This window comes from Halogranum gelatinilyticum, from assembly GCF_900103715.1.
GTDB lineage: Archaea > Halobacteriota > Halobacteria > Halobacteriales > Haloferacaceae > Halogranum > Halogranum gelatinilyticum.
This window is the reverse complement of record NZ_FNHL01000001.1, coordinates 46,346-65,991: the sequence shown is the minus strand read 5'-3', so window position 1 is coordinate 65,991 and position 19,646 is coordinate 46,346. Positions and strand designations below refer to the sequence as shown.

The 19,646-nt window shown below is 66.6% G+C and carries 22 protein-coding genes; 12 read left to right on the top strand and 10 right to left on the bottom strand.

Annotated elements, in window-relative coordinates; translation table 11 throughout:
• Positions 1 to 7: 7 nt before the first annotated feature.
• Genes BLR57_RS00305 through BLR57_RS00295 form a run of 3 tightly spaced genes read left to right on the top strand, consistent with a single transcriptional unit; the run spans position 8 to position 1,981 of the window.
• Complete coding sequence (locus tag BLR57_RS00305) at positions 8 to 451, top strand: hypothetical protein (RefSeq protein WP_089692997.1); 444 nt, start codon at positions 8 to 10, stop codon at positions 449 to 451.
• A gap of 51 nt (positions 452 to 502) precedes the next feature.
• Positions 503 to 1,297: a DUF7979 domain-containing protein gene (locus BLR57_RS00300; RefSeq protein WP_089692995.1), complete on the top strand. Its 795-nt coding sequence runs from the start codon at positions 503 to 505 to the stop codon at positions 1,295 to 1,297.
• A gap of 54 nt (positions 1,298 to 1,351) precedes the next feature.
• The gene (locus tag BLR57_RS00295) at positions 1,352 to 1,981 is read left to right on the top strand and encodes an IMPACT family protein (protein WP_089692993.1); all 630 of its coding nucleotides are present in this window, start codon (positions 1,352 to 1,354) and stop codon (positions 1,979 to 1,981) included.
• A 12-nt stretch (positions 1,982 to 1,993) separates the two neighbouring features.
• On the opposite strand, the gene BLR57_RS00290 is transcribed toward BLR57_RS00295, so the two are convergent.
• Genes BLR57_RS00290 through BLR57_RS00280 form a run of 3 tightly spaced genes read right to left on the bottom strand, consistent with a single transcriptional unit; the run spans position 1,994 to position 6,243 of the window.
• Entirely contained in the window at positions 1,994 to 4,693 is a 2,700-nt protein-coding gene (locus BLR57_RS00290) for a TRAP transporter permease (RefSeq protein WP_089692991.1), read from the bottom strand.
• A complete protein-coding gene (locus tag BLR57_RS00285; protein ID WP_089692990.1) occupies positions 4,690 to 5,193 on the bottom strand; it encodes a DUF1850 domain-containing protein in 504 nt (167 codons plus the stop codon). The genes BLR57_RS00290 and BLR57_RS00285 overlap by 4 nt, the downstream gene beginning before the upstream one ends.
• A 60-nt stretch (positions 5,194 to 5,253) precedes the next feature.
• On the bottom strand, positions 5,254 to 6,243 hold the full coding sequence (locus tag BLR57_RS00280; RefSeq protein WP_089692988.1) for a TAXI family TRAP transporter solute-binding subunit: 990 nt from the start codon (positions 6,241 to 6,243) through the stop codon (positions 5,254 to 5,256).
• Between the two features lie 233 nt (positions 6,244 to 6,476).
• Between BLR57_RS00280 and BLR57_RS00275 the strand changes: the two genes are divergently transcribed.
• Together BLR57_RS00275 and BLR57_RS19155 are read left to right on the top strand one after the other, a co-directional pair.
• Positions 6,477 to 8,594, top strand: a complete 2,118-nt coding sequence (locus BLR57_RS00275; RefSeq protein WP_089692986.1) for a S9 family peptidase — start codon at positions 6,477 to 6,479, stop codon at positions 8,592 to 8,594.
• A gap of 183 nt (positions 8,595 to 8,777) precedes the next feature.
• Entirely contained in the window at positions 8,778 to 8,954 is a 177-nt protein-coding gene (locus tag BLR57_RS19155) for a hypothetical protein (RefSeq protein ID WP_170830528.1), read from the top strand.
• Position 8,955: 1 nt separating this feature from the next.
• On the opposite strand, the gene BLR57_RS00270 is transcribed toward BLR57_RS19155, so the two are convergent.
• The 3 genes from BLR57_RS00270 to BLR57_RS00260 form a co-directional block, all read right to left on the bottom strand.
• The gene (locus BLR57_RS00270) at positions 8,956 to 9,165 is read right to left on the bottom strand and encodes a DUF7569 family protein (protein WP_089692985.1); all 210 of its coding nucleotides are present in this window, start codon (positions 9,163 to 9,165) and stop codon (positions 8,956 to 8,958) included.
• Positions 9,166 to 9,314: 149 nt separating this feature from the next.
• The gene (gene upp, locus BLR57_RS00265; protein ID WP_089692983.1) at positions 9,315 to 9,992 is read right to left on the bottom strand and encodes a uracil phosphoribosyltransferase; all 678 of its coding nucleotides are present in this window, start codon (positions 9,990 to 9,992) and stop codon (positions 9,315 to 9,317) included.
• A 58-nt stretch (positions 9,993 to 10,050) separates the two neighbouring features.
• Entirely contained in the window at positions 10,051 to 10,230 is a 180-nt protein-coding gene (locus tag BLR57_RS00260; protein WP_089692981.1) for a DUF8107 family protein, read from the bottom strand.
• 58 nt (positions 10,231 to 10,288) lie between these two features.
• Here BLR57_RS00260 and BLR57_RS00255 point away from each other — a divergent pair, with 58 nt between their 5' ends.
• On the top strand, positions 10,289 to 10,648 hold the full coding sequence (locus BLR57_RS00255; protein ID WP_089692979.1) for a hypothetical protein: 360 nt from the start codon (positions 10,289 to 10,291) through the stop codon (positions 10,646 to 10,648).
• A gap of 38 nt (positions 10,649 to 10,686) precedes the next feature.
• Positions 10,687 to 11,097 (top strand): SRPBCC family protein, encoded by a 411-nt coding sequence (locus tag BLR57_RS00250; protein ID WP_089692977.1) that lies wholly within the window; start codon positions 10,687 to 10,689, stop codon positions 11,095 to 11,097.
• 9 nt (positions 11,098 to 11,106) lie between these two features.
• Here the strand turns inward: BLR57_RS00250 and BLR57_RS00245 are convergent, their stop codons facing one another.
• Positions 11,107 to 12,360 carry a CobW family GTP-binding protein gene (locus BLR57_RS00245; RefSeq protein ID WP_089692975.1) on the bottom strand — a complete coding sequence of 418 codons (1,254 nt, stop codon included), beginning with the start codon at positions 12,358 to 12,360 and terminating at the stop codon, positions 11,107 to 11,109.
• A gap of 178 nt (positions 12,361 to 12,538) precedes the next feature.
• On the opposite strand from BLR57_RS00245, the gene BLR57_RS00240 reads away from it, so the two are divergent.
• The 3 genes from BLR57_RS00240 (at position 12,539) to BLR57_RS00230 (ending at position 15,837) form a co-directional block, all read left to right on the top strand.
• Positions 12,539 to 12,835: a DUF7990 family protein gene (locus tag BLR57_RS00240; protein WP_089692972.1), complete on the top strand. Its 297-nt coding sequence runs from the start codon at positions 12,539 to 12,541 to the stop codon at positions 12,833 to 12,835.
• A complete protein-coding gene (locus BLR57_RS00235) occupies positions 12,835 to 13,806 on the top strand; it encodes an ArsA family ATPase (RefSeq protein ID WP_089692971.1) in 972 nt (323 codons plus the stop codon). Before BLR57_RS00240 ends, BLR57_RS00235 begins: the two co-directional genes overlap by 1 nt.
• 195 nt (positions 13,807 to 14,001) lie before the next feature.
• Positions 14,002 to 15,837, top strand: coding sequence for a carbon starvation CstA family protein (locus BLR57_RS00230; RefSeq protein WP_089692969.1), 1,836 nt, complete (start codon positions 14,002 to 14,004; stop codon positions 15,835 to 15,837).
• Between the two features lie 145 nt (positions 15,838 to 15,982).
• Here the strand turns inward: BLR57_RS00230 and BLR57_RS00225 are convergent, their stop codons facing one another.
• Together BLR57_RS00225 and BLR57_RS00220 are read right to left on the bottom strand one after the other, a co-directional pair.
• The gene (locus BLR57_RS00225) at positions 15,983 to 16,720 is read right to left on the bottom strand and encodes a DUF8052 family protein (RefSeq protein ID WP_089692967.1); all 738 of its coding nucleotides are present in this window, start codon (positions 16,718 to 16,720) and stop codon (positions 15,983 to 15,985) included.
• A complete protein-coding gene (locus tag BLR57_RS00220; protein ID WP_089692965.1) occupies positions 16,717 to 17,094 on the bottom strand; it encodes a cupin domain-containing protein in 378 nt (125 codons plus the stop codon). Before BLR57_RS00220 ends, BLR57_RS00225 begins: the two co-directional genes overlap by 4 nt.
• A gap of 102 nt (positions 17,095 to 17,196) precedes the next feature.
• Here BLR57_RS00220 and BLR57_RS00215 point away from each other — a divergent pair, with 102 nt between their 5' ends.
• Together BLR57_RS00215 and BLR57_RS00210 are read left to right on the top strand one after the other, a co-directional pair.
• Positions 17,197 to 17,424: a DUF8007 family protein gene (locus BLR57_RS00215; RefSeq protein ID WP_089692963.1), complete on the top strand. Its 228-nt coding sequence runs from the start codon at positions 17,197 to 17,199 to the stop codon at positions 17,422 to 17,424.
• A gap of 107 nt (positions 17,425 to 17,531) precedes the next feature.
• On the top strand, positions 17,532 to 18,218 hold the full coding sequence (locus BLR57_RS00210; protein WP_089692961.1) for a DUF5828 family protein: 687 nt from the start codon (positions 17,532 to 17,534) through the stop codon (positions 18,216 to 18,218).
• A gap of 330 nt (positions 18,219 to 18,548) precedes the next feature.
• On the opposite strand, the gene BLR57_RS00205 is transcribed toward BLR57_RS00210, so the two are convergent.
• Complete coding sequence (locus tag BLR57_RS00205) at positions 18,549 to 19,595, bottom strand: M48 family metallopeptidase (RefSeq protein WP_089692959.1); 1,047 nt, start codon at positions 19,593 to 19,595, stop codon at positions 18,549 to 18,551.
• Between the last annotated feature and the right edge of the window lie 51 nt (positions 19,596 to 19,646).

Below are 19,646 nucleotides of genomic sequence, written 5' to 3'. Positions count from 1 at the left end.
CGCGGACATGGACGAAACCACCGAGTCGGTCCTGCACTTTCTCGGCGTGCAGGGTACCCTCGTTTCGGCGTTGATTCATCTCTGGCTAGGGCTTCCGCTGCTCGCGATCTACCTCCCGCTCTGGGAGTTCGCCGACGTGCGCGGCTATCTGTTCGTCCCCTCGGCACTCCTTCTGCTCGTCGTGCTCGCCGGACTCTACTTCGACCGAGCGGTCCGGCCCCTGCTGGCCGTCGGCGTCGTCGTCCTCCTCGGCTACGTCGCCGGCTACGTCTGGTGGCATCTCGGCGACCACGGCGGCTTCGTCCCCGGCGGCCACAGCCACGCCTCGCCCGTCTCGCTCGTCGTCGAGCACTTCGTCGACGACCCGCTGGCCTTCTTCGCTATCGTCGTCGAACTGGTCGGTGCGAGCGCGTTCGTCGGACTACTGGTCGGCGGGTACGGACAAGATTGACCCAACTGACGACGGACAAGACACTTACCGCCGACGGCCATCTCGCCGCCCGTGAACTACCGCCGAACCGCCCTCGCCCTCCTGGTCGTCGGCCTGCTCCTCACGCCCGGCGTCTGGTACGTCTTCGCCGTCGACGACCTGACCGGGCCGGACCGCTACCGGTCGTCGTCCGGCTACACCGCGACGCCGGTCGACGTCTCGAACGACACGCTGCTCGCCGACCGCTACGACAGCCGGCTCACTGTCCGTGCCGACTCCCTCCGGTATCGCCACGTCGCCGACGACTACGCCGCGCCGAACGAGACCCGGCGCGTCCTCGCCGAGGCTATCGAGACGGGCCGTGCGACGACCTCCAACGACTCCGTCCGCGCGGACCTCGTCGCCATCGACGAGGAGTATCCGTTCGTCGCGAACGAGAGTACGAGAGACGGCGTGTACGCCCTCGAACTCTCGACCGACGAGGGCACGACCGTCGCCCGCGCGACCCGCGCCAACGACTCGGCCGTCGCCGACGCCGTCCGCCGCGACCTGCTGGTCTCCTACGAGGCACTTCCCACCGACGAGCAGGCGACGTTCGACGCGATTCGGAACGCGACCGTCCACGACGACTGGTACCGGCCGTGGTCCGACGAGCCGGTCCCCGACGAACCGCTCGTTCGGAAGGGCGACACTACCTACGCCGTCGCGGCACCCGTCGCCGTCGACGACTTCAACTTCCCCGACGGACTCCTCGTCGGTCTCGTCGCCTCCGCGCTCGGCGTCCTCTCGCTCCTCGCGGCCGGACTCGTCGCCATCGTCGGCTACGTCCGGAGCGAGGAGAGTCAGGAGGTCGAGGTGGACACCTGACGCGGACGGCTGAGTGTGCGAATTCTTTTGCCGTCCGACCGACCACTCCGTGACATGACCGACGCCTACCGGACCGTCGCCGACCGCGCCGAGGCCTCCTTCGAGGTCCAAGGCTCCGAGTTCATCGGCTACGTCGCCCCCGCCGACACCGTCGCGGAGGCGGAGGCGTTCATCGACGAGATCGAGGAGTTGCATCCCGACGCGACCCACAACGTCCCCGCCTACCGCGTCCCCGCCGGTGAGGCATCGAGCAAGCGAGCACCCGGCGATGTCATGCTCCGAGAGTATCAGAGCGACGACGGCGAACCGACCGGGTCGTCCGGGAAACCGGCTCTGAACGTCCTCGTCCAGCAGGACATCCGTAACGTCGCCGTCGTCGTCACGCGCTATTACGGCGGGACGAACCTCGGCGTCGGCGGGTTGGCTCGGGCCTACTCCCGCGCCGTCAAGGAGGCAGTCGAGGCCGCGGGCGTCGTCGAGGAGGTTCCCCACGAACGCCTCGAACTCGTCACCGAGTACGACGACTCGGGCACGGTTCGCGGGATTCTGGAGAGTACAGGCGTCGAGTTCGAGGCGGCCTACGAGTCCGACGTCCGCTTCGCGGTGCGCGTCCCCGTAGACGACGCAGACGAACTCCGCGACCGGCTGCGGAGTGCGACGAGTGGTCGCGTAAAAATCGAGTAGTCGGCTGGACGCTTACTCGGCAGTCGCTTCTGCGGACCCACCGACGGGACTCGGCTGGTCGCCCCGCTTGCTGCTGTCGCGGTTCTTCAGCGTCAGGATGCCGAACAGCACGGCACCGACCGCGCGCAGGCCGAGGTCGTAGACGAGCGTGTTGTCGGCGATGCCGCCACCGCTGAGCGACAGGAGCGTGAACACCGGCGTGAACACGAGTGCGGGTGCCATGAGCAGCAGTGCCGAGACGGCGAAGAGCACGCGCTCGGTCCGGCCCACGTGGGTGTAGAAGTAGCCGATGATGGTCGGCCCGAGCGCGAGAACGCCGACGAAGACGCAGACGATGGGGATGAGGACCTCCGGGATGAAGAAGCCGAGGTCAGCCACGTCCGCGAGCGTCAGGACGTTCACGTCGTCGCCGTCTCCCACTCCGCGGATGAGCAGGATACCCGGCGAGAGGACAAACGCGAAGGGCACGATGGCCTTGTTCAGGGAGAGCGAGAACGCCTCGACGCCCGTCTCGAAGGGGTCGGACTTGGCGACCCCGGAGGCGGCGTAGGCCGCGACGGCGACGGGCGGCGTGATGTCGGCGATGACGCCGAAGTAAAGGATGAACAGGTGGGCCGCGAGGATGGGAATCGCGGCCGCCTGCGAGATGGGGGCGGCGAGCATCGAGACGAGGATGATGTACGTCACCGTCGTCGGCATCCCCATCCCGAGGATGATCGAGGAGATGGCCGTAATCACGAGCAGGAGGACGAGCGAGCCGCCCGAGATGTCGAGCAACAGCGCGGTGAGGTTCGGGCCGAGACCGGTCACGGAGATGACGCCGGGGATGATCCCCGCGGCGGCGACGGCGATGACGACGGTCGTCGCGGTCCGCGCGCCGGAGTCCATCGACTTCACGATGAAGGTGGTGAACTTCGCGGCCTTGTTGTCGGCGAGATTCGGGATGAGCGACTCGGCGGTGTCGTCGACCTGGTCGTCGTAGTCGAGCAGCGGCGACCCGCTCTTCGGACTGAACAGGAGCGTCGCGAAGCTGACGAAGAGGATGATGGTCCCGAGCGTCCCCGCGGCCGCTTCGACGGCGGCCAGCGGTGCCAGCCCCGCACCGCCAGTGCCCGTCACCGCACTGACGAGGTCGACACCGGTGACGAGGAACGCGGCGGTCTCGGCGACGAACAGGCCGCTGATGGCCGCAAAGAGGGGCAGCCGGGTCCGCTCGTTGTACGCCGCCATGAGCGCGATGAGTGCGATGATGGCGACGATGGTGAACCACGCCGACCGCGCGACGGAGAGGCGGGCGACGATGAGGTAGTAGAGCAGCAGCCCGAGCGGGACGAGGTAGAACCAGCCACGCTTGAGGTGCGACCCGAGATTGACCAGTTCACTCGGGTCGATGCCGCCGATGCCGACCCGGGAGGCTTCGAGGTGGACCATGACCCAGACCCCGAAGAAGAAGACGATAGCCGGGATGGCGGCGGCGGTGATGACGTCGCTGTAGGGCGTCCCGGTGTACTCGACGATGAGGAACGCAGCCGCGCCCATGACCGGCGGGAGAATCTGCCCGCCGGAGGACGCCGACGCCTCGACGGCCCCCGCGAACTCCGCCCGGTAGCCGGAGCGTTTCATCAGTGGAATGGTGAACGCGCCGGTCGTCACGGTGTTGGCGATTGAGGAGCCGGAGATGGTCCCCATGAAGCCCGACGAGAGGATACTCGCCTTCGCGGGGCCGCCCTTCCGCGAGCCGGTCGCGCCGTAGGCGAGGTCGATGAACCACTGGCCCGCCCCGGACATCTCCAGGAACGCCCCGAAGAGGATGAAGATGTAGATGAACTGCACCGAGACGGTGACGGGAATCCCGAAGACCCCGTTGTTGGTGTTGTACCAGAGGTCGGTGATGATGCTCGACCACTGCCCCGGCTGAATCGAGAGGACGCCGACGAACGGCGCGTCCAGCGGGATGAGATAGCCGTAGCGCGCGTAGACGATGAACGACGAGACGATGAGCATCAAGTAGAGCCCGAGCGTCCGCCGCGTCGCTTCGAGGACGAGCAACACGCCGGCGACGCCGAGGACGAAGGCCCACGAGACCTCGTTCAGCGGGATGCCGACGAGCGAGATCGCGTCCGCGATTGGGGCGAGATACCAGTGAATCTCACCGACCGTCCGGCCCGCGTCGAGGCCGAGTGCCCGCATCCGCTGAATCTCGTCGAACTGGGTGAGCATATACTGTCCCGTTGCCAGCGAGAAGAGGATGAACACCACGTCGAGCGGCGTCACTCGGTTGCGTTCGGGGTCGCCGGCGATCCACGCGACGGCCGCTCTGAGGCCCTCGACCGCGCCGGTCACCGGGCTGTCCTTGCCGGCCCGGTCGCGGACTGCCGGGGGAATCGCCTTCAGCCGTCGTGAGACGAAGCCGTCGCCGGTCGAGGCCGGAAACAGCAGGAACGTCAACACGAGCGCGAAGACGACGTGGATGGCGTTGATCTGGAGCTGTTGGAGTGCGAAGCCGACCTCGCCGAGTCCGGGAAGCATCACCTCGAACTCGAAGCCGCGAGCGGCGATCCACATCTGATAGGCCGAAAAGAGGATGCCGACGACGGCGACGACGACGGCGGCGGGACCACGGAGCGACCGTTTCCGCTCCAGCTCCTGCAGGAGTTTCTGTTTCTCTTCTTCGGTCAGTTCCTCTGTCTCTGTGTCGGTGTTGGTTGTCATGGCGTGAGCCTCTCGATTCCCGTCCTCAAGAGCGACCGTTGGACGACGTGGAGTCGGACGGAGTGTTCGCCCCCGGCGACGGTGACGAGGTCGTACGTCCGGTCACCGACGTGGAGCCGGTGGTCTGCGACGGTCCCGGGCGTGACGTACAGCTCGCTAAACGACCCCTCGGGGTCAAAGACGAACGTCCCGTTCTCGTTGGTGACGTTCGCCCGGGCGGGCAGCCCCCAGCCGAACGACTCGAACTCCATCCGCGTCATCACGAGTTCGTCGTCGCGAACGGCGTAGACGTCGAGGACGGGCGTCTTCTCGACGCTGTGGGTGTACTCCAGCGCCACGACTGTCTCCTCTTCGACCGGCACGGTCAACAGCGTCTCGCCGGTCTCGGCGTCCTCGACGACGAGTGCCTGTCCGCCGGGAACGGCGGCGGCGACACCGCTGACGACGACGAGCAGGGCGAGCAGTCCGGCCGCTAGTCGAACCGGTTTGGAGTCTGTCATGACGTAATAAGTGGATGTGGGTGTGGTCGAACGACGGTACGTCTGCCGTGACGAGGAGGGTTATCCCTCGAAGTAGGCTGCCGCACCGGGGTGGAGTTCGATGGACATCCCGTCCTGTGCGGAGTCCGCGCTGATGAAGTCCGTCTTGATGGTCAGCTCGGAGACGTTGTCGAAGATGGCCGCGGTGACCGCCTCGACGACCTCGTCGGGCTGTTCGGAACTCGTCGCGATCATCGCCTGGACGGCGACCGTCTGTCGCGGCTCGTCGACACCGTTGTAGGTGCCGGCCGGAATCTCGTCGTCGGCGAAGTAGGAGCCGGACTCCTTGACGGCGTCGCGGGCGTCGCCGTCGACTTCGACGATGGTCAGGTCGTTCGAGGTCGCGAGGTCCTCGATGGCACCGACCGGCCAGCCGCCGACGACGAACGCGGCGTCAATGTCGCCGTTGCGGAGCTGGTCTGCGGCCTGCGAGAAGCCGGTGTTCTGCTCGTCGTAGTCGGAGATGCCGACCGCGTCGAGAATCTGGTTCGCGTTGACCTGCGTGCCGGAGCCGAGGTCACCGGTGTTGATGGTCGCACCTTCGAGGTCCGAGACCGTCTCGATGCCCGTGCTCGCCAGCGAGACGATGTGGATGGTCTCGGGGTAGAGCGTCGCGACACCACGGAGGTTCGGGATGGCGTTGCCGTCGAAGGCGTCGATGCCGGTCCCGTTCTTCGCGAAGAAGGCGACGTCGTTCTGGATGAGCGCGAAGTCGGCGTTGCCGGAGCCGAGGTTGCCCGCGTTCTCGACGGACGCACCGGTCGACTGCACCTGCAGCCGGTAGTCGGTGTTGGCCTCGACGACCCGCTTGAACTCGTTCGACAGCGGGAAATACGTCCCACCGGTCCCGCCAGCGTGCCACGAGAGGCGCGTGTCGGTGCCGCCGTCGCCACCGTCGCCGCCGTCTCCACCATCTCCACCGTCTCCACCACTAGTACAGCCGGCCAGACCGGCCAGGCCGGCAACTCCTGTCGCTGCGATAAAGTCACGGCGGTTTATGTCGGTACGCATGCTAGTTACTAGTTACAGTTACTATTTATGTTTGTCCATGGGTATTGTTGTTCAAGTAGCGTCGTTCCCCGGCAGCGTTCTCCCGTCCAGCGGTCACCGGCCGCCATGCTGGTGACCCCGCCCCACGACTCACCGGGTGCCAACGGTCTCGACCGGAAACGAAGGGGTTCGCCCCCGTCACACGCCTCTTCCGCTTCCCGCAGGACTATCTAACCGAAGCCCGACCCCGTCGCATGAACCCGATCACCGCGGCCGATTTTCACGGGCTCGTCAAACCGAGCGACCCTCGGCTCTCGCCCGACGGCGAGCGGGTCGCGTTCGTTCGCTCCGTCCCGACGGACGACGAGACCTACGAGTCGACGGTCTACGTCGTCGACAGCGAAGGGGGTGACTCCCGACAGTTCACCGTCGCGGAGGGCGTCGACAGCCAGCCACGGTGGAGTCCGAGCGGCGACCGCCTCGCCTTCGTCTCCACGCGCGGGGCCGACGACGACCGACCCCAACTCTGGGTCATGCCGACCGACGGCGGCGAGGCCCGACAGGTGACGGACGTGCCGGGCGGCGTCGTCGGCCCGGTCTGGAGTCCCGACGGCACCCGCATCGCCTTCACGCAGGCGGCGACCGAAGCCGAACGCGAGGAGGGACTGGACCTCGACATCGGCGAGGAGGAGGAGTACGAACGCGAGACGCCCGACCCGCGCGTGGTCGACCGGCTGGTCTACCGTCAAGGGGCCAAGTACATCGACGGGACGCGGAGCCACGTCTACGTGCTGGACCTCGCCAGTGAGGAGGAGACACTCACACGCCTCACCGACGGCGACTACGACCACAACGGGGTCGAGTGGGGCGACGCGACGACGCTCTACTACGCCAGCAAGCGGACGGACCCGACCGACGACTCGGTCGTCGTCGACGTGCTCGCCTCCGATACCGAGGCGGGCACCGAAGAACTGGTCACGCAGACGACGGGCTGGGGGGCGGTGCTCGCCGCGACGGAAGACGGCCGGGTCGCCTACCCTCGAACCCCGGAGGAAGGGCTGTCGATGCGGGGGACCGACCTCGAAGTCTACGACCGCGCGACGGGAGAGACGACGGTCCTCACCGCCGACCTCGACCGGACGGTCGACCTCACGGCCGGCATCGCGTGGGACCCGAGCGAGGAGCGACTGGGCTTCGTCACGCCCGATGAGGGGCGCGTCGTCGTCCGCACCGTCGCCAGCGACGGCACGGAGTTGAAAACCGTCGTCGGTGAGGGCCACGTGAGCGGATTCAGCGTCGGCGACGACGCGGTCGCGGTCGCACGCTCCGAGTGGGACCATCCCGGCGACGTCTTCGTGGCTGGTCGGAGCGGTGACCACGAGCCGACCCGACTCACCAAACTCAACGCCGACTATCTCGCTGCCCACGAAGTGCGCAAACCCGAGGAACTCCGCTTCGACTCTGACGGCCACGAGATTCAGGGCTGGCTCTTGACGCCCCCGGGCTTCGACGAGCGCGAGGCGGACGAGACGTATCCGCTCGCGGTCGAGATCCACGGCGGTCCGCACGCCATGTGGTCGACGGCGGGGACGATGTGGCACGAGTTCCAGACGCTCGCGGCGCGCGGCTACGTCGTCTTCTGGTCGAACCCGCGCGGGTCGACCGGCTACGGCGAGGCCCACTCGATGGCCATCGAGCGCGACTGGGGGGCGGTGACGATGGCGGACGTGATGGCCGGTGTCGACCTCGTCTGCGAACGCGACGGCGTCGACGCCGACGACGCCTTCGTCACCGGCGGCAGCTTCGGCGGCTTCATGACCGGCTGGATCGTCGGCCAGACCGACTTTTTCACCGGAGCTGTCGCCCAGCGCGGCGTCTACGACCTCTCGTCGTTCTACGGCTCGACGGACGCGTTCAAGCTCGTCGAGTGGGACTTCGGGACGACGCCGTGGGACGACCCCGCCTTCCTCTGGGAGCAGTCGCCCGTCGCCCGCGCCGACGAGGTGACGACGCCGACGCTCGTCATCCACGCGGACAACGACTTCCGGGTCCCCGTCAACAACGGCGAGATGTTCTACCTCTTCCTGAAGAAGGCGGGCGTCGACACCCGGCTCGTCCGCTATCCGCGCGAGGGCCACGAGCTATCGCGCTCGGGCGAACCCGGCCATATCGTCGACCGCATCGAGCGCATCGTCCGCTGGTTCGACGGCTACTCGGCCCACCACGACGTCCCCCGCGCGCTCGACCGCGGCGACGACGGCCTGTCGGCGGGTGAGGAGACAGGGAACGAGGACGACGCGGATGCTGGTGAGGACAGTGACAACGCGGACGACGGCGAGGACGGCGGCGACGACGCTGGCGACGACGAGTAAGCCGACTCCCAGATATGGGGTCGGCTATTGTCGGCTCCGGAGTCTCCGTGGGGGCGTTTCGGGAGCAACACCTGCGGCGACGAACCGGCCGCTCTCTTCGGGTTTTCGACCCGAAGCGAGGGGGTTGTACGCGCGCGGCACAGCCGCCAAACGGCTAACTTCCTCCCCCGCCTCGTCTCTCCTATGAGCGACGCCTGCGACTACTGTGGCTGTGACGTGACGGCCCACGACCCCGTCTACACGTTCGCCGACGCGACGGGCGACGAACAGGAGGGACAGTTCTGTAACTACGGCTGTCTCGCGGCCTACATCGAGCGCGAGGGGCTCTCGCGCGGGACGACCTGTTCCGTCGACCTCTAGCTCAGTCGACGATGATGTCGGCGTCGCTGTCGACGGGTTGGCTCGTGTCGTCGGGCTGCATCTCGCGTTCGTAGCGGGCGATCCAGTCGGCGAAGCAGTCCGGGCAGAGCCGTTGGGAGTCGATCTGCGAGCGGTCGACGCTGAGTCGGACAGTCCGGGCGAGCGCGTCGCGGACGGCGTCGCCACAGGCGTCGCAGGCGTCGTCGGTCACGCCCCCCACCTCGTAATCGTTGACATAGGGGGTCGTGCGTGCGACTGTGGTATAACGGTTTGTGTGGGTGCGACTGGTGAGAGTGAGCGTGCCGGACGCGACCGGCGAGAGCGAGCAAACAGAGCGAGCGGAGAAGACGAGAGACCGAGTTACTTCGTGCGGAACGCGCGGTCGCCAGCGTCGCCGAGACCGGGGATGATGTAGCCGTCGTCGTCGAGGTAGTCGTCGATGGCGACCGTCAGCAGGTCGGCCTGCGGGAACTGCTCGCCGACGCGGAGCAGGCCGTCGGGCGCGCTGACCGCCGAGAGGACGAACAGGTTCTCGTAGTCCGGTGCCTCCGCGAGCACGTGGTCGAGGACGGTACACATCGTACTGCCCGTCGCGAGCATCGGGTCGGCGACGATGACGGTGTCCTTCTCCGAGATCTCGGGGAGCTTCACGTAGTCGATGGTGATGGGGAACTCGCCGTCCTCGTTCATCCCCGCCTCCTCGTTGCGACCGGCACTGATGACACCCTGCTTCGCGCGCGGGAACGCCTTCAGCAGTCCTTCGACGAACGGCGTCGCGGCGCGCAGCACGTTGATGATGACCACGTTGTCGAGGCCCTTGACGCGCTCGCCGGTCGTCTCCTCCAGCGGCGTCTGGATGGAGACGTACTCGGTCCCCATCGCGCCGTCGATGATTTCGTAGCCACAGATGCGGCCGAGTTTGACCAGGCCCTTCCGGAAGGCGACCTGCTCGGTCTCGACGTCGCGGAGCTTCGAGAGCGTGTCCTTGGCCAGCGCGTGTGTGATGAGATACGCGTCATCTCGGTCTTCGATAGGCATTACCTGAAACGCGGTACGCCGAGTGACTTAAATCGCCTCATCGGCCGCTGTGGCTCCGCTACCGAGTCACGAAGTGCGTCAAAACCATCAACAGCGCGGCGGCGACGGCGACGTTCCTCGCGGAGAACGCCAGGACACCGATGAAGTTCAGCCCCCAGACGATGACCCACGCAAAGACCGAGGAGAGCACGAGGTTCATCACGAACAGCACTCGGGGGTCACCCTGCGAGTTGGCCATGGGGCCTCTGGTCAGGGCCGGGACTTAGCTTCTTGGTCGTCCGTCCACTCTCTCCCGTATGCGTCTCCGGAACCGCGAGGGCGTCGCCGTCGACCCCGTGCCCTACCTCGTCGTGGTCTCGGCTGCCTTCCTCCTGAGCTTCTCGTTCGGCCCGGGCTATCTGCTCTCGTTCGGCGTGTCGCTCCCTCGCGCACTCGTCGTCTCCGGCGTCGTTTTCGTCGCCCTCGCGGCCGTCGCTTACCACCAGATGGTCTGGCTCGCCCGTCCCGACCTCCAGGGCGAGGTGCCCGCGGCCTCCCGCCTCCGGCGGCTGTTCTACCTCATGCTCCTGGTCGCCCTGCTCCTCCTCGTCCTCTCCTCGCCCTTCCTGCTCGCGCCGCCGCCGGAGTACGGTGCGGGCGACGCCCTCTGGTTCTGACCCCGCCGTTTTTGTGCCCCCACTCGATACCGCTACCAATGCGCGAAGTCGAGGTCTCGCGGTTCGTCCGTGCCACGCCCGCCGAAGTCCGCCGGGCGTTGACGCCGACCGCACTCGTCGAGTACGAGGGCAGTTTCTCCGTCGTCGACGTCGAGGAACGAGACGACGCCACCGTCGTCACCGCCGGCTCCCGAGGACTGGGTCTCGCCCTCCGGTTCGAGGAGCGCGACGGAACGACCTACTACACCCAGGGGGGCGACGCCGGGCCGTTCGACGCGATGGAGACCTGGGTCACCGTCCGCGCCGAGGACGACGGCTCGCGCGTCACCATACGCTCGGCCGTGAGCCTCGGCCTTCCGCTCCCGAATCTCACCGACCGCCTCGCTGCCTGGAAGCGAAAGGGCGAACTGAAGCGGGCACTGTCGTCGCTTTCGGCCGACCTCGGCTGAAGCGACCGCTCAGGGTTCGGCGACGACAACGGCCTCGCCCTGTTCGCCCGCAAAGGGGTCCGCGAAGTCCCACTCGTCGTCCATCTCGGCGTCCGTCAGGAGACAGTCGTCGAGCGCGGCGCGAATCGCTTCCTCGTCCATCGACTGGCCGATGAAGACCAGCTCCGTCCGGCGGTCGCCCCACTCCTCGTCCCACTCCAGGTTCTTCCGGTTCGAGCGGTAGAGCTCTTGGTCGAGTTCGGGGAGGCTCGCGACCCACGGCCCGGTCGCCTCGACGCGAACCGACGGGCCGGCCTGTCCCATCACCTGCTGGAACTCGTTGCCAGCGACCCAGCAGGTGCCCTTCGAGCGGATGACGGAGTCAGGGAGGTCCGCGAGGAAGGCGTCGAGGCGACCAGGGTGGAAGGGTCGGCGGCGACGGTAGACGAAGGGGGTGACGCCGTAGACCTCGTCGGGATGGGCGTGGTCGTGGTCGTCGTGAGCGTGGCTGTTGCCATCGCCATCGCCGTGAGCGTGGCCGCGTTGGTGATTCTCTCCACTCTCCTCGTCTGCTGCCAACGCCTGCCTCCAGCCCGCCGCTTCGGCGGCCGTCGCCGGGTCGTACAGTTTCCGACCCAGCAACTCAGCGGGGGCGACTCGGCCGAACTCGCTGCGCAGGACGACGGCGTCGGGTCGCAGGGTCTTGACCAACTCCTCGACGGTCTCCAACTCCTCTTCGGAGAGCAGGTCGCGTTTGTTCAGGAGGACGAGGTTCGAGAACTCCACCTGTTCGACGAGGAGGTCCGAGAGCGGGCGAGTGTCGTCCTCGTCCGTCCCCCGCCGCTCGACCGTCCCGTCGCGGCCGAAGGTGTCGTAGAAGAGCCGTGCGTCGACGACGGTGATGAGCGAGTCGACCTCGTACATCGCGGCCGCTCGCGACCCGGTGGTGAACAGTTTGGCGACGGGTTCGGGTTCGCTGATGCCCGAGGACTCGACGACGAGATGGTCGAAGTCGCGGTTCTGTGCGAGGCGGACGACGGCGGTGTTGAGGTCGTCCTGCAGTTCACAGCAGATGCAGCCGTTCGAGAGTTCCGTGACGCCGTCGTCGACGTCGAGTTCCGACCCCTCGCTGACGAGCGAGGCGTCGATGTTGACCTCACCCATGTCGTTGACGAGGACGGCGATGTCGCGGTCGGCGGTGTGCAGGAGATGGTTGAGCAGCGTCGTCTTCCCAGCACCGAGACTCCCGCTCAGCACCGTCACCGGAATCGCGTCACGTGCCATATCCGGTGTGTGGTCGATACTCGGTATTATACTGTTGGATGTGCGCTATTGGCACGTTCGGCACGAAATGTGCCGAATCGTGCCGCGACAGTACAGCCGACAGTACTTCGCCGCCGATTGTGCACGAAGAACACTGAACGATACCCTTTTGCCCGCGAGACTAGGAGGTTGTCACCATATGACACTCGCAGACCGCATCGAGGAGTTTCGTCGCGTCCTCGACGAGTGGCTCCGCGGACTCTACCACGGGATGATCTCGCATCCGGCCTACGAGAAGATCGAGCAGGAGGCCGAGGACATCGAAGACACCTTCATGCTCGCGTGTTTCCCCGACGCCTTCGGTATCCCGAGTCCCGTCTCCTACTACACCGCCGAACTGCTCCCCTACCTCGAAGACGAGTTCGAGGCGTGGGAGCGGCGGATGTGGGACCGCGGGTCGCTGCTCGAACGCAAGGGCGAACAGTACCACTTCTGATGCGCAAGTTCGTCTTCTTCGGCGGCAAGGGTGGGGTCGGCAAGACCACCGTCTCCAGTGCCTACGCGCTCAAGTGCGCGAACGCCGGTCTCGACACGCTCGTCGTGTCGACCGACCCGGCGCACAGCACCTCCGACGTCTTCGACCAGCAGTTCTCCGACACCCCCCAGGCCGTCGACGGCGTCGAGGGGCTCTGGGCGATGGAGATCGACCCCGACGACGAGGTCGAACGCCATCTGATGGAGACCAAACGCGCCATGGGCGACCAGGTGAGCGCGGCGATGGTCAACGAGGTCGACCGCCAGATCGAGATGGCCCACCAGACGCCCGGCGCGTACGAGGCCGCACTGTTCGACCGGTTTATCGACGTGATGCGGAATTCCGAGGAGTACGACCGCGTCGTCTTCGACACGTCGCCGACGGGCGGGACCCTGCGACTGCTCTCCTTACCGGAGTTCCTCGAAGGCTGGATCGACCGCCTGCTCGCCAAGCGCAAACAGAGCGTCAAACTGTTCGAGCGCGCCGCCATCGGCAACAACGAACCCCGGCGGATGATGGACGGCGACCCCATCATCGCCCGCCTGGAGGCCCGAAAGGAGCAGTTCGAGTTCGCGGGCGACGTCCTGCGCAACGAGGCGGCGTTCTTCCTCGTCGTCAACCCCGACGAGCTGTCGCTCCGCGAGACGCGACGGGCGGTCGACGGACTCGACGACTACGGGCTGGACGTGCGGGGACTCGTCGTCAACAAACTCTCGCCGGAACCCGGTCCCGACGAGGAGGGCGTCGGCGCGCAGTTCCTCCGTCAGCGTGTCGCCACGGAGCGTGAACGCCTGCGGGAACTCCGCGAGGACTTCGAGACGCCCGTCGTCGCCGAGATTCGCCTCCGGGTCGCCGAGGTCAAGGGCGACTTCCTCGCCGACGTGGCCGAGGAACTCGGTATCGACGTGGTCGTCGAAGCCGACGCGGTCTGAGCGTCCCGGCCACCACAAAGTATTCACCGAACGTTTCGTGACGGATATTCTATAGATGAATATTCGGAATCCTGTAATCCGTCGACAGCGGGGCTCTGTCGGGAATTCATTGCTGATTTCTCACTAATTATCAACGAGGTATTTCCTAACGTTTAAGTGAGCCATTTTCCATGACTGTTAATGAGGTTCACACACATGGTACAGGTTGCCGTGCTGGTCGTGCTGTCACTCGTCACGTTCACGGTGGGGTATGTCGCGTATTCGCGCTACCTCGCACAGTTCGTGGAACTCGACGAGGACGCAGAGACACCGGCACACAAGTACGAAGACGGGCAGGAGTACGTTCCGGCCAAGAAGTCCGTTCTTCTGGGGCATCACTATTCGAGTATCGCGGGCGGGGCACCCATCGTCGGTCCCATCACGGCCGCGGCGGCCTTCGGCTGGCTGCCGGCGATTCTCTGGATCGCCATCGGGAATCCCCTCTTTGGGGCGGTTCACGACTTCATGTCCCTCTCGGCGTCGGTCCGCCACGAGGGGAAGTCAATCGGCTACATCATCGGCGAGTACGTCGGCGAGCGCGGGAAGAACATGCTGTTGTGGTTCGCGTTCCTGACGATCATCCTCGTCATCGCCGTGTTCGCACTGGTGGTGGCGGTCGTCTTCAACGCCTTCCCGTCGTCGGCGACGGCGAGCCTCATCTACATGGGGCTCGCCCTGGCGTTCGGGATCTATCTCTACCAGCTCAATCTGCCGTTCCTGCCCGGTGCCATCGCCTTCGTGGCGATGGTCTTCGCCGGGGTCTGGGTTGGCCTGGAGTATCCCATCGTCCTCGTCGGCGAGAGCGGACTGCTCGGAGCCGCGGCGACGTGGAGCTGGCTCCCGCTCGCCGGTGCGTTCGGCGCGAACGTCGCCGCGTGGGTGCCGGTCGTCGTCATCTACGGCTTCATCGCCAGCGTTCTCCCCGTCTGGGTCCTGCTCCAGCCGCGTGACTTCCTCACGTCGAGTCTGCTCTACGCGGGCGTCGGCGGGATGCTCCTCGCGGTCATCGTCGGCACGGTGCTCGGCTTCAGCTCGGTCACGGTCGACGGGACGAGCTACTCGGCACTGACGACGAACACCGCGGCGTTCAAGGGCTTCACCAGCTCGCTCGGCCCCATCTTCCCCTTCCTGTTCGTCACCATCGCCTGTGGGACCATCAGTGGCTTCCACTCGCTGGTGTCGTCGGGGACGACGGCCAAGCAGCTCAACAACGAGACCGACGCCCGTGCCATCGGCTACGGTGCGATGCTCGGTGAGGGGCTGCTCGCGACGACGGCGGTCGGTGCGTTCGCGCTCGTCGGCGTCTCGGAGTTCTCCTCCGGCGTCGTCGGCGCGCTCGCGAACTTCCCGACCGGCGGTGCCATCATGCTCTCTGCGGGCTCCAGTTCGCTCGGCTTCACCATCCCACCGGCGGCCGGTGCGGCCTTCATCGGGCTCGTCTTCGTGAGCTTCCTGCTCACTTCGACGGACACCGCCGTCCGTCTGGGACGCTACATGTTCGACGAAATCGTCGGCGTGCCCGAGACCAGCGTCCAAGAGACGGCGACGAACCGCTACGTCAACGCCGGTGTCCAGTGTCTCGGCGGCTACGTGCTCGTCGCCTCCGGCACCTGGAGCAGCCTGTGGCCGCTCTTCGGCGGTGCGAACCAGACGCTCGCCGCGCTCGCCCTGCTGTCGGCGACGCTGTGGCTGGCTAACTGGAATGACTCGAAGCAGCTCATCTCGACGGGCGTCCCGATGGCCATCATGCTGGCGGTGACGCTCTCCGCGTTGCTCTGGATCGGCCTGTACCGCACACCGCTGGCGGCGATAACGGCACTCGGTGAAGGGTCCACCCTCGAAGCGGTCTCCTTCGCCATCCAGTCGCTCATCGCACTCGCGATGGTCTATCTCGCCTCCTCTATCGTCTGGATGGGGTACAAGAACCTGCGCGACGTGCGCGGAAGTCTCGGTGCCGTCGCCACCGACGGCGGCGAACCGCGCGACGACTGAACCCCTCCGTTTCCACTCGAACGTCGCTGTTTTCCGCCTCGCTCGGAGCGCGCGTTGCTTTGCCCGCGAGCGATAGTCTCGTCCTGCCCGCGGCACACCGTTCTCGTGTCGAGTGTGGACGGTAGCGTCGGTGAGAAGCGAGCGGTCAGCGCTTCAGTCGCCGGAGGAGCCGTCCGAGCAACCCCGGTCGGTCGAGCGGGTCTTCGTCCCACAGGACGAACGCGCGGGCGGGGTCGGCGTTGCGGCTCGCGACAACGTCCTCCACGTCGGGCGCGACGACGGCGAGGTTGAGTTCGTAGTGGCCGTAGTAGCCGTACTTGATGAGGTTCCGGTCTTGGAACCCCGCGACGAACGAGCGGACCTCGTCGGGGATGTCGGGGGCGACGACGACGAAGGTGAACTCCGTGCCGTAGTGTTCCTCGTTCGCGTCGATCCAGTCGTCGGCGACGTCGTGGCCGAGGTCGGCCAGCCGTTCGAGGTCGCGGACGGTCACGCTTCCAGCAATCCGGCGGGCGAAGAGATGGTGCCGTTCCTTCTGGTGGCCGTAGGAGAGTGCGGAGGTGAGAAACTGCTTGTGGCTGTCCATCCGGAGTTCGCCGTAGAGGTCGAAGGTCTCGCCGTCGACGCGGAAGTCCCTCTCCAGATCGAAGTTGAACATCAGGTTCGCGCCGACGCGGTCGAGATACTCGTCGTCCCACTCGGGGACGTCCTCGGGCAGCTCGTACTCGCGGCCGTCGACCTCGACGACCTGTCGGCCGTCGGCTTCGGCGTCGGTGTCAGTGGCTGGCGCGTCGTCGGCGTCAGCGGTCCGTCCGCTCTCGCCGTCGGTACGACTCTCGTCGGCGTCGGTGACCCGTCCGTCTCCGCCCTTCTCCGCGCTCATGCGTCCGGATCGTAGGCGTGGGCGTCGTCCGCCGCCGGTGGCGCGCCGACGGCGACGACGGCGACCGGCTCCTCGGCCTCCTCGGGATTGAACGCCCGCTGGGGGCTGCCCGGCTCGACGGCGAAGAGCTGGTCGGCCTCGACCGTGTAGGTCTCCTCGGGCGTCTCGACGTGGAGCGTCCCCGAGAGGACGTAGAAGACCTCCTCCTGCTCGTCGTGGTAGTGGTAGGCCAACGGAATCTGCTCGCCCGGTTCGGCGACGAAGCGGTTGACAGCCATCTGTGTCAGTCCAGCCGCTTCGGAGAGTGCCCGCTGCTCGCAGGGGCGGTCCGGCGCCGGCTCGACTGCGTCGGTGTCGACGACTCGATAACCCATACGTGGTGAGACAGCAGTACCCACACAAAAGTCCGTCGGGAAACCTTCACGGACGATAACGCTTAATTGGCTCCTGCCCCAACGTCCGTGCGAGACAGACACATGGGAAAGCAGACCGAACACTGCGGGCGGTGTGCGATGTCGTCGGTCGTCGGCGTCACGGGCGACGGCGACGGAGACGACGAGACGAGTACCGACCGCGACCCTTTCGGGACCGCGCGTATCGAGGTCGACGACGCCGACCTCCGGAAGCTGTCGCCGGGAGCGTGGCTCGGCGGCGTCAAGCGTCGTCTCGACGATGTCGCGACGCAGCTCACCTACGGACGGTAACCCATCCAAAACCACGAGAGATGTTCACATGACCGATAGCCGCTCACACACGGCCTCGCGGCCGGTCACGCTTTATAGGTTGGCTCACTGTAGTCACAGCTAACGCGATGGAAGAGAGTATCTCCGGCTTCAAGCAGCGTGGGTCGTGGGGCGACGTCGTCGAACACGGCGAGCGGATCACTCGCGCGCTCCGTGACGCAGGTGCCGACGGGTCGCCCTTCACCGACTGGGACGAGTGGCGACCGAAGGCACACGAACGTCTCAGCGAGGACGTCAACGAGAAGACCGCAGAACAGGCCGTCGTCGGCGAGGGCGAGGGTGAAAAAGCGGGCAAGGGCCCCGACGAGGACCTCCAGACCGCGGGCGAGAAGATTTCGGAGTCCTACGAGAAGGTCGGCGAGGGTGACAACGAGGGCGCGCTCGACTCGTGGAAGGACTCCATCGACCACGTCGCCCGCGCCGCCGACTCGGCGGGCCGCAAGGCCATCCGCGCCGTCGAGGGGACGGTCTACCGGAAGGTCATGACGCAGCTCGCGCCCTACTACTTCGACAACGAACTCGTCAGTGCCAACATCCAGAAGTCCACCCGCGGCGAGGGCGAGCCGACGTTCATCTTCGAGGTCAACGTCAACGACGACACGATGAAAGAGGAGGTCAGCCGTCGTCTCGGCGAGTACGAGGACGAGATCGACCGCTGGCACGTCGACACGCCGAAAGAGACGGAGAACGTCGAAGCCGTCGAAGGTGTCGAAACCCCCGAGTCGGGGGGGACGCCGAACTCGACGACGAACTAGTTGCTGCTTCGTTTGTTCTTGTTCGTGGTTTCGTGAGTGCTGTCACAGGTAATCCAGTGAATCTCCAGAAAGCCCACGCGCTGTCGACTCGCGCGGGTCGTCGCGCTCCTCGTCACTCGCTCCGCTCACTCCTGTGGTGCTTACGTCCCCGTGCTTCGCCGACAGCGCGTCCCCTTTCAGTCCCGCCCGCAACAGCCACACCCTCCCCAGCCGATTCGCTCACTCACTCCGTTCGTTCACTCATCCCTCGCGCGAGTGGCTTCGCGCTGACGAGACAGCGCGAAGCCACGCGCCACGGTGGAATGTGAGACTGGCGTCCCCGAGCTACCGTCACACCGACGCCGTCAACGACCGCAGATTCTCGATTCGCTCCGCCAGCGACGGATGCGAGCGCGTCGAGACGCGGAACTCGTCGTCGCGCTCCGTGTCGAAGCCGTGCGGGAGGAAACACAGTCCCCGAACGGTCTCGGTCGCCCGGAGGTCACCCGTGGGTCGCTCGTCGCCGCCGTCCAGCCGTCGCAGGGCACTGACCATCGCGGCGGGGTTGCCCGTCGCCTGCGCGCCAGCGTGGTCCGCGACGAGTTCGCGCCGTCGCGAGAGCCGCCGCGAGAGGAAGACCACGGGCGAGGAGAGCAGGCCGAGTGCGACCCCGCCGAGCAGGACCGTCAGCGTCGCCGTCAGCGCGAAGCTGACGAGCGAGGTGATGCCGAACGGCGTGCCCGGCAGATGCGGCAGGCTCAGGCCGTAGGCGACGACGAGACCGACGCCGAAGAGGAGCGTCGACGCGCCGCCCAGCCGAGCATCGAGGCGGTCGAAGACCGCGTAGTCGCCGTTCGAGAGCGCGGGGAGAAAGGAGGCGAGCGTCAGAATCGCGGCGTCGTTGTTCCCGACGTGCGCGAGTTCGTGCGCGAGCACGGCGTCGAGTTCGTCGCCAGAGAGTGCATCGAGTAGGCCGGTCGAGACGACGACCGTGGCGTCACGCGGCCCGCCGACGGTGAAGCTGTTCGGGACCGGTGAGTCGACGACGGCCGCGGTCGGCGGCCGGACGTCCATCTGGCTGGCGAGGCGGGTCAGTCGCGTCACGAGTTCGGGATGCGTTTCTCGAGTCGCTTCGGTCGCGTCCACCTCGGCGAGCAGTTCCCGGCGGGCGTAGCGCAGTTGGAGCCAGAGTGCCAGTCCGAGCAGGGGGGCGACGAGGAGCGTCCACTCGGCGACCCGCGCCGCCAGCGGTGGGAGCGAGGCGGTCAGCCCCGTCGTCAGCGGTACCAGCCACGGGCGGAGGAGGAACGCGAACGCGAGGACACAGAGGAGGTTCACGGCGAGGACGAGCGCGAGCGTCCCCGCCATCCGGAGGGTCAGGGCGGTGTCCGAGGACATCTCTGTCGGTACGTCGAAACGCTCGCTTAAATGTTTTCTCAGAGGGACAAG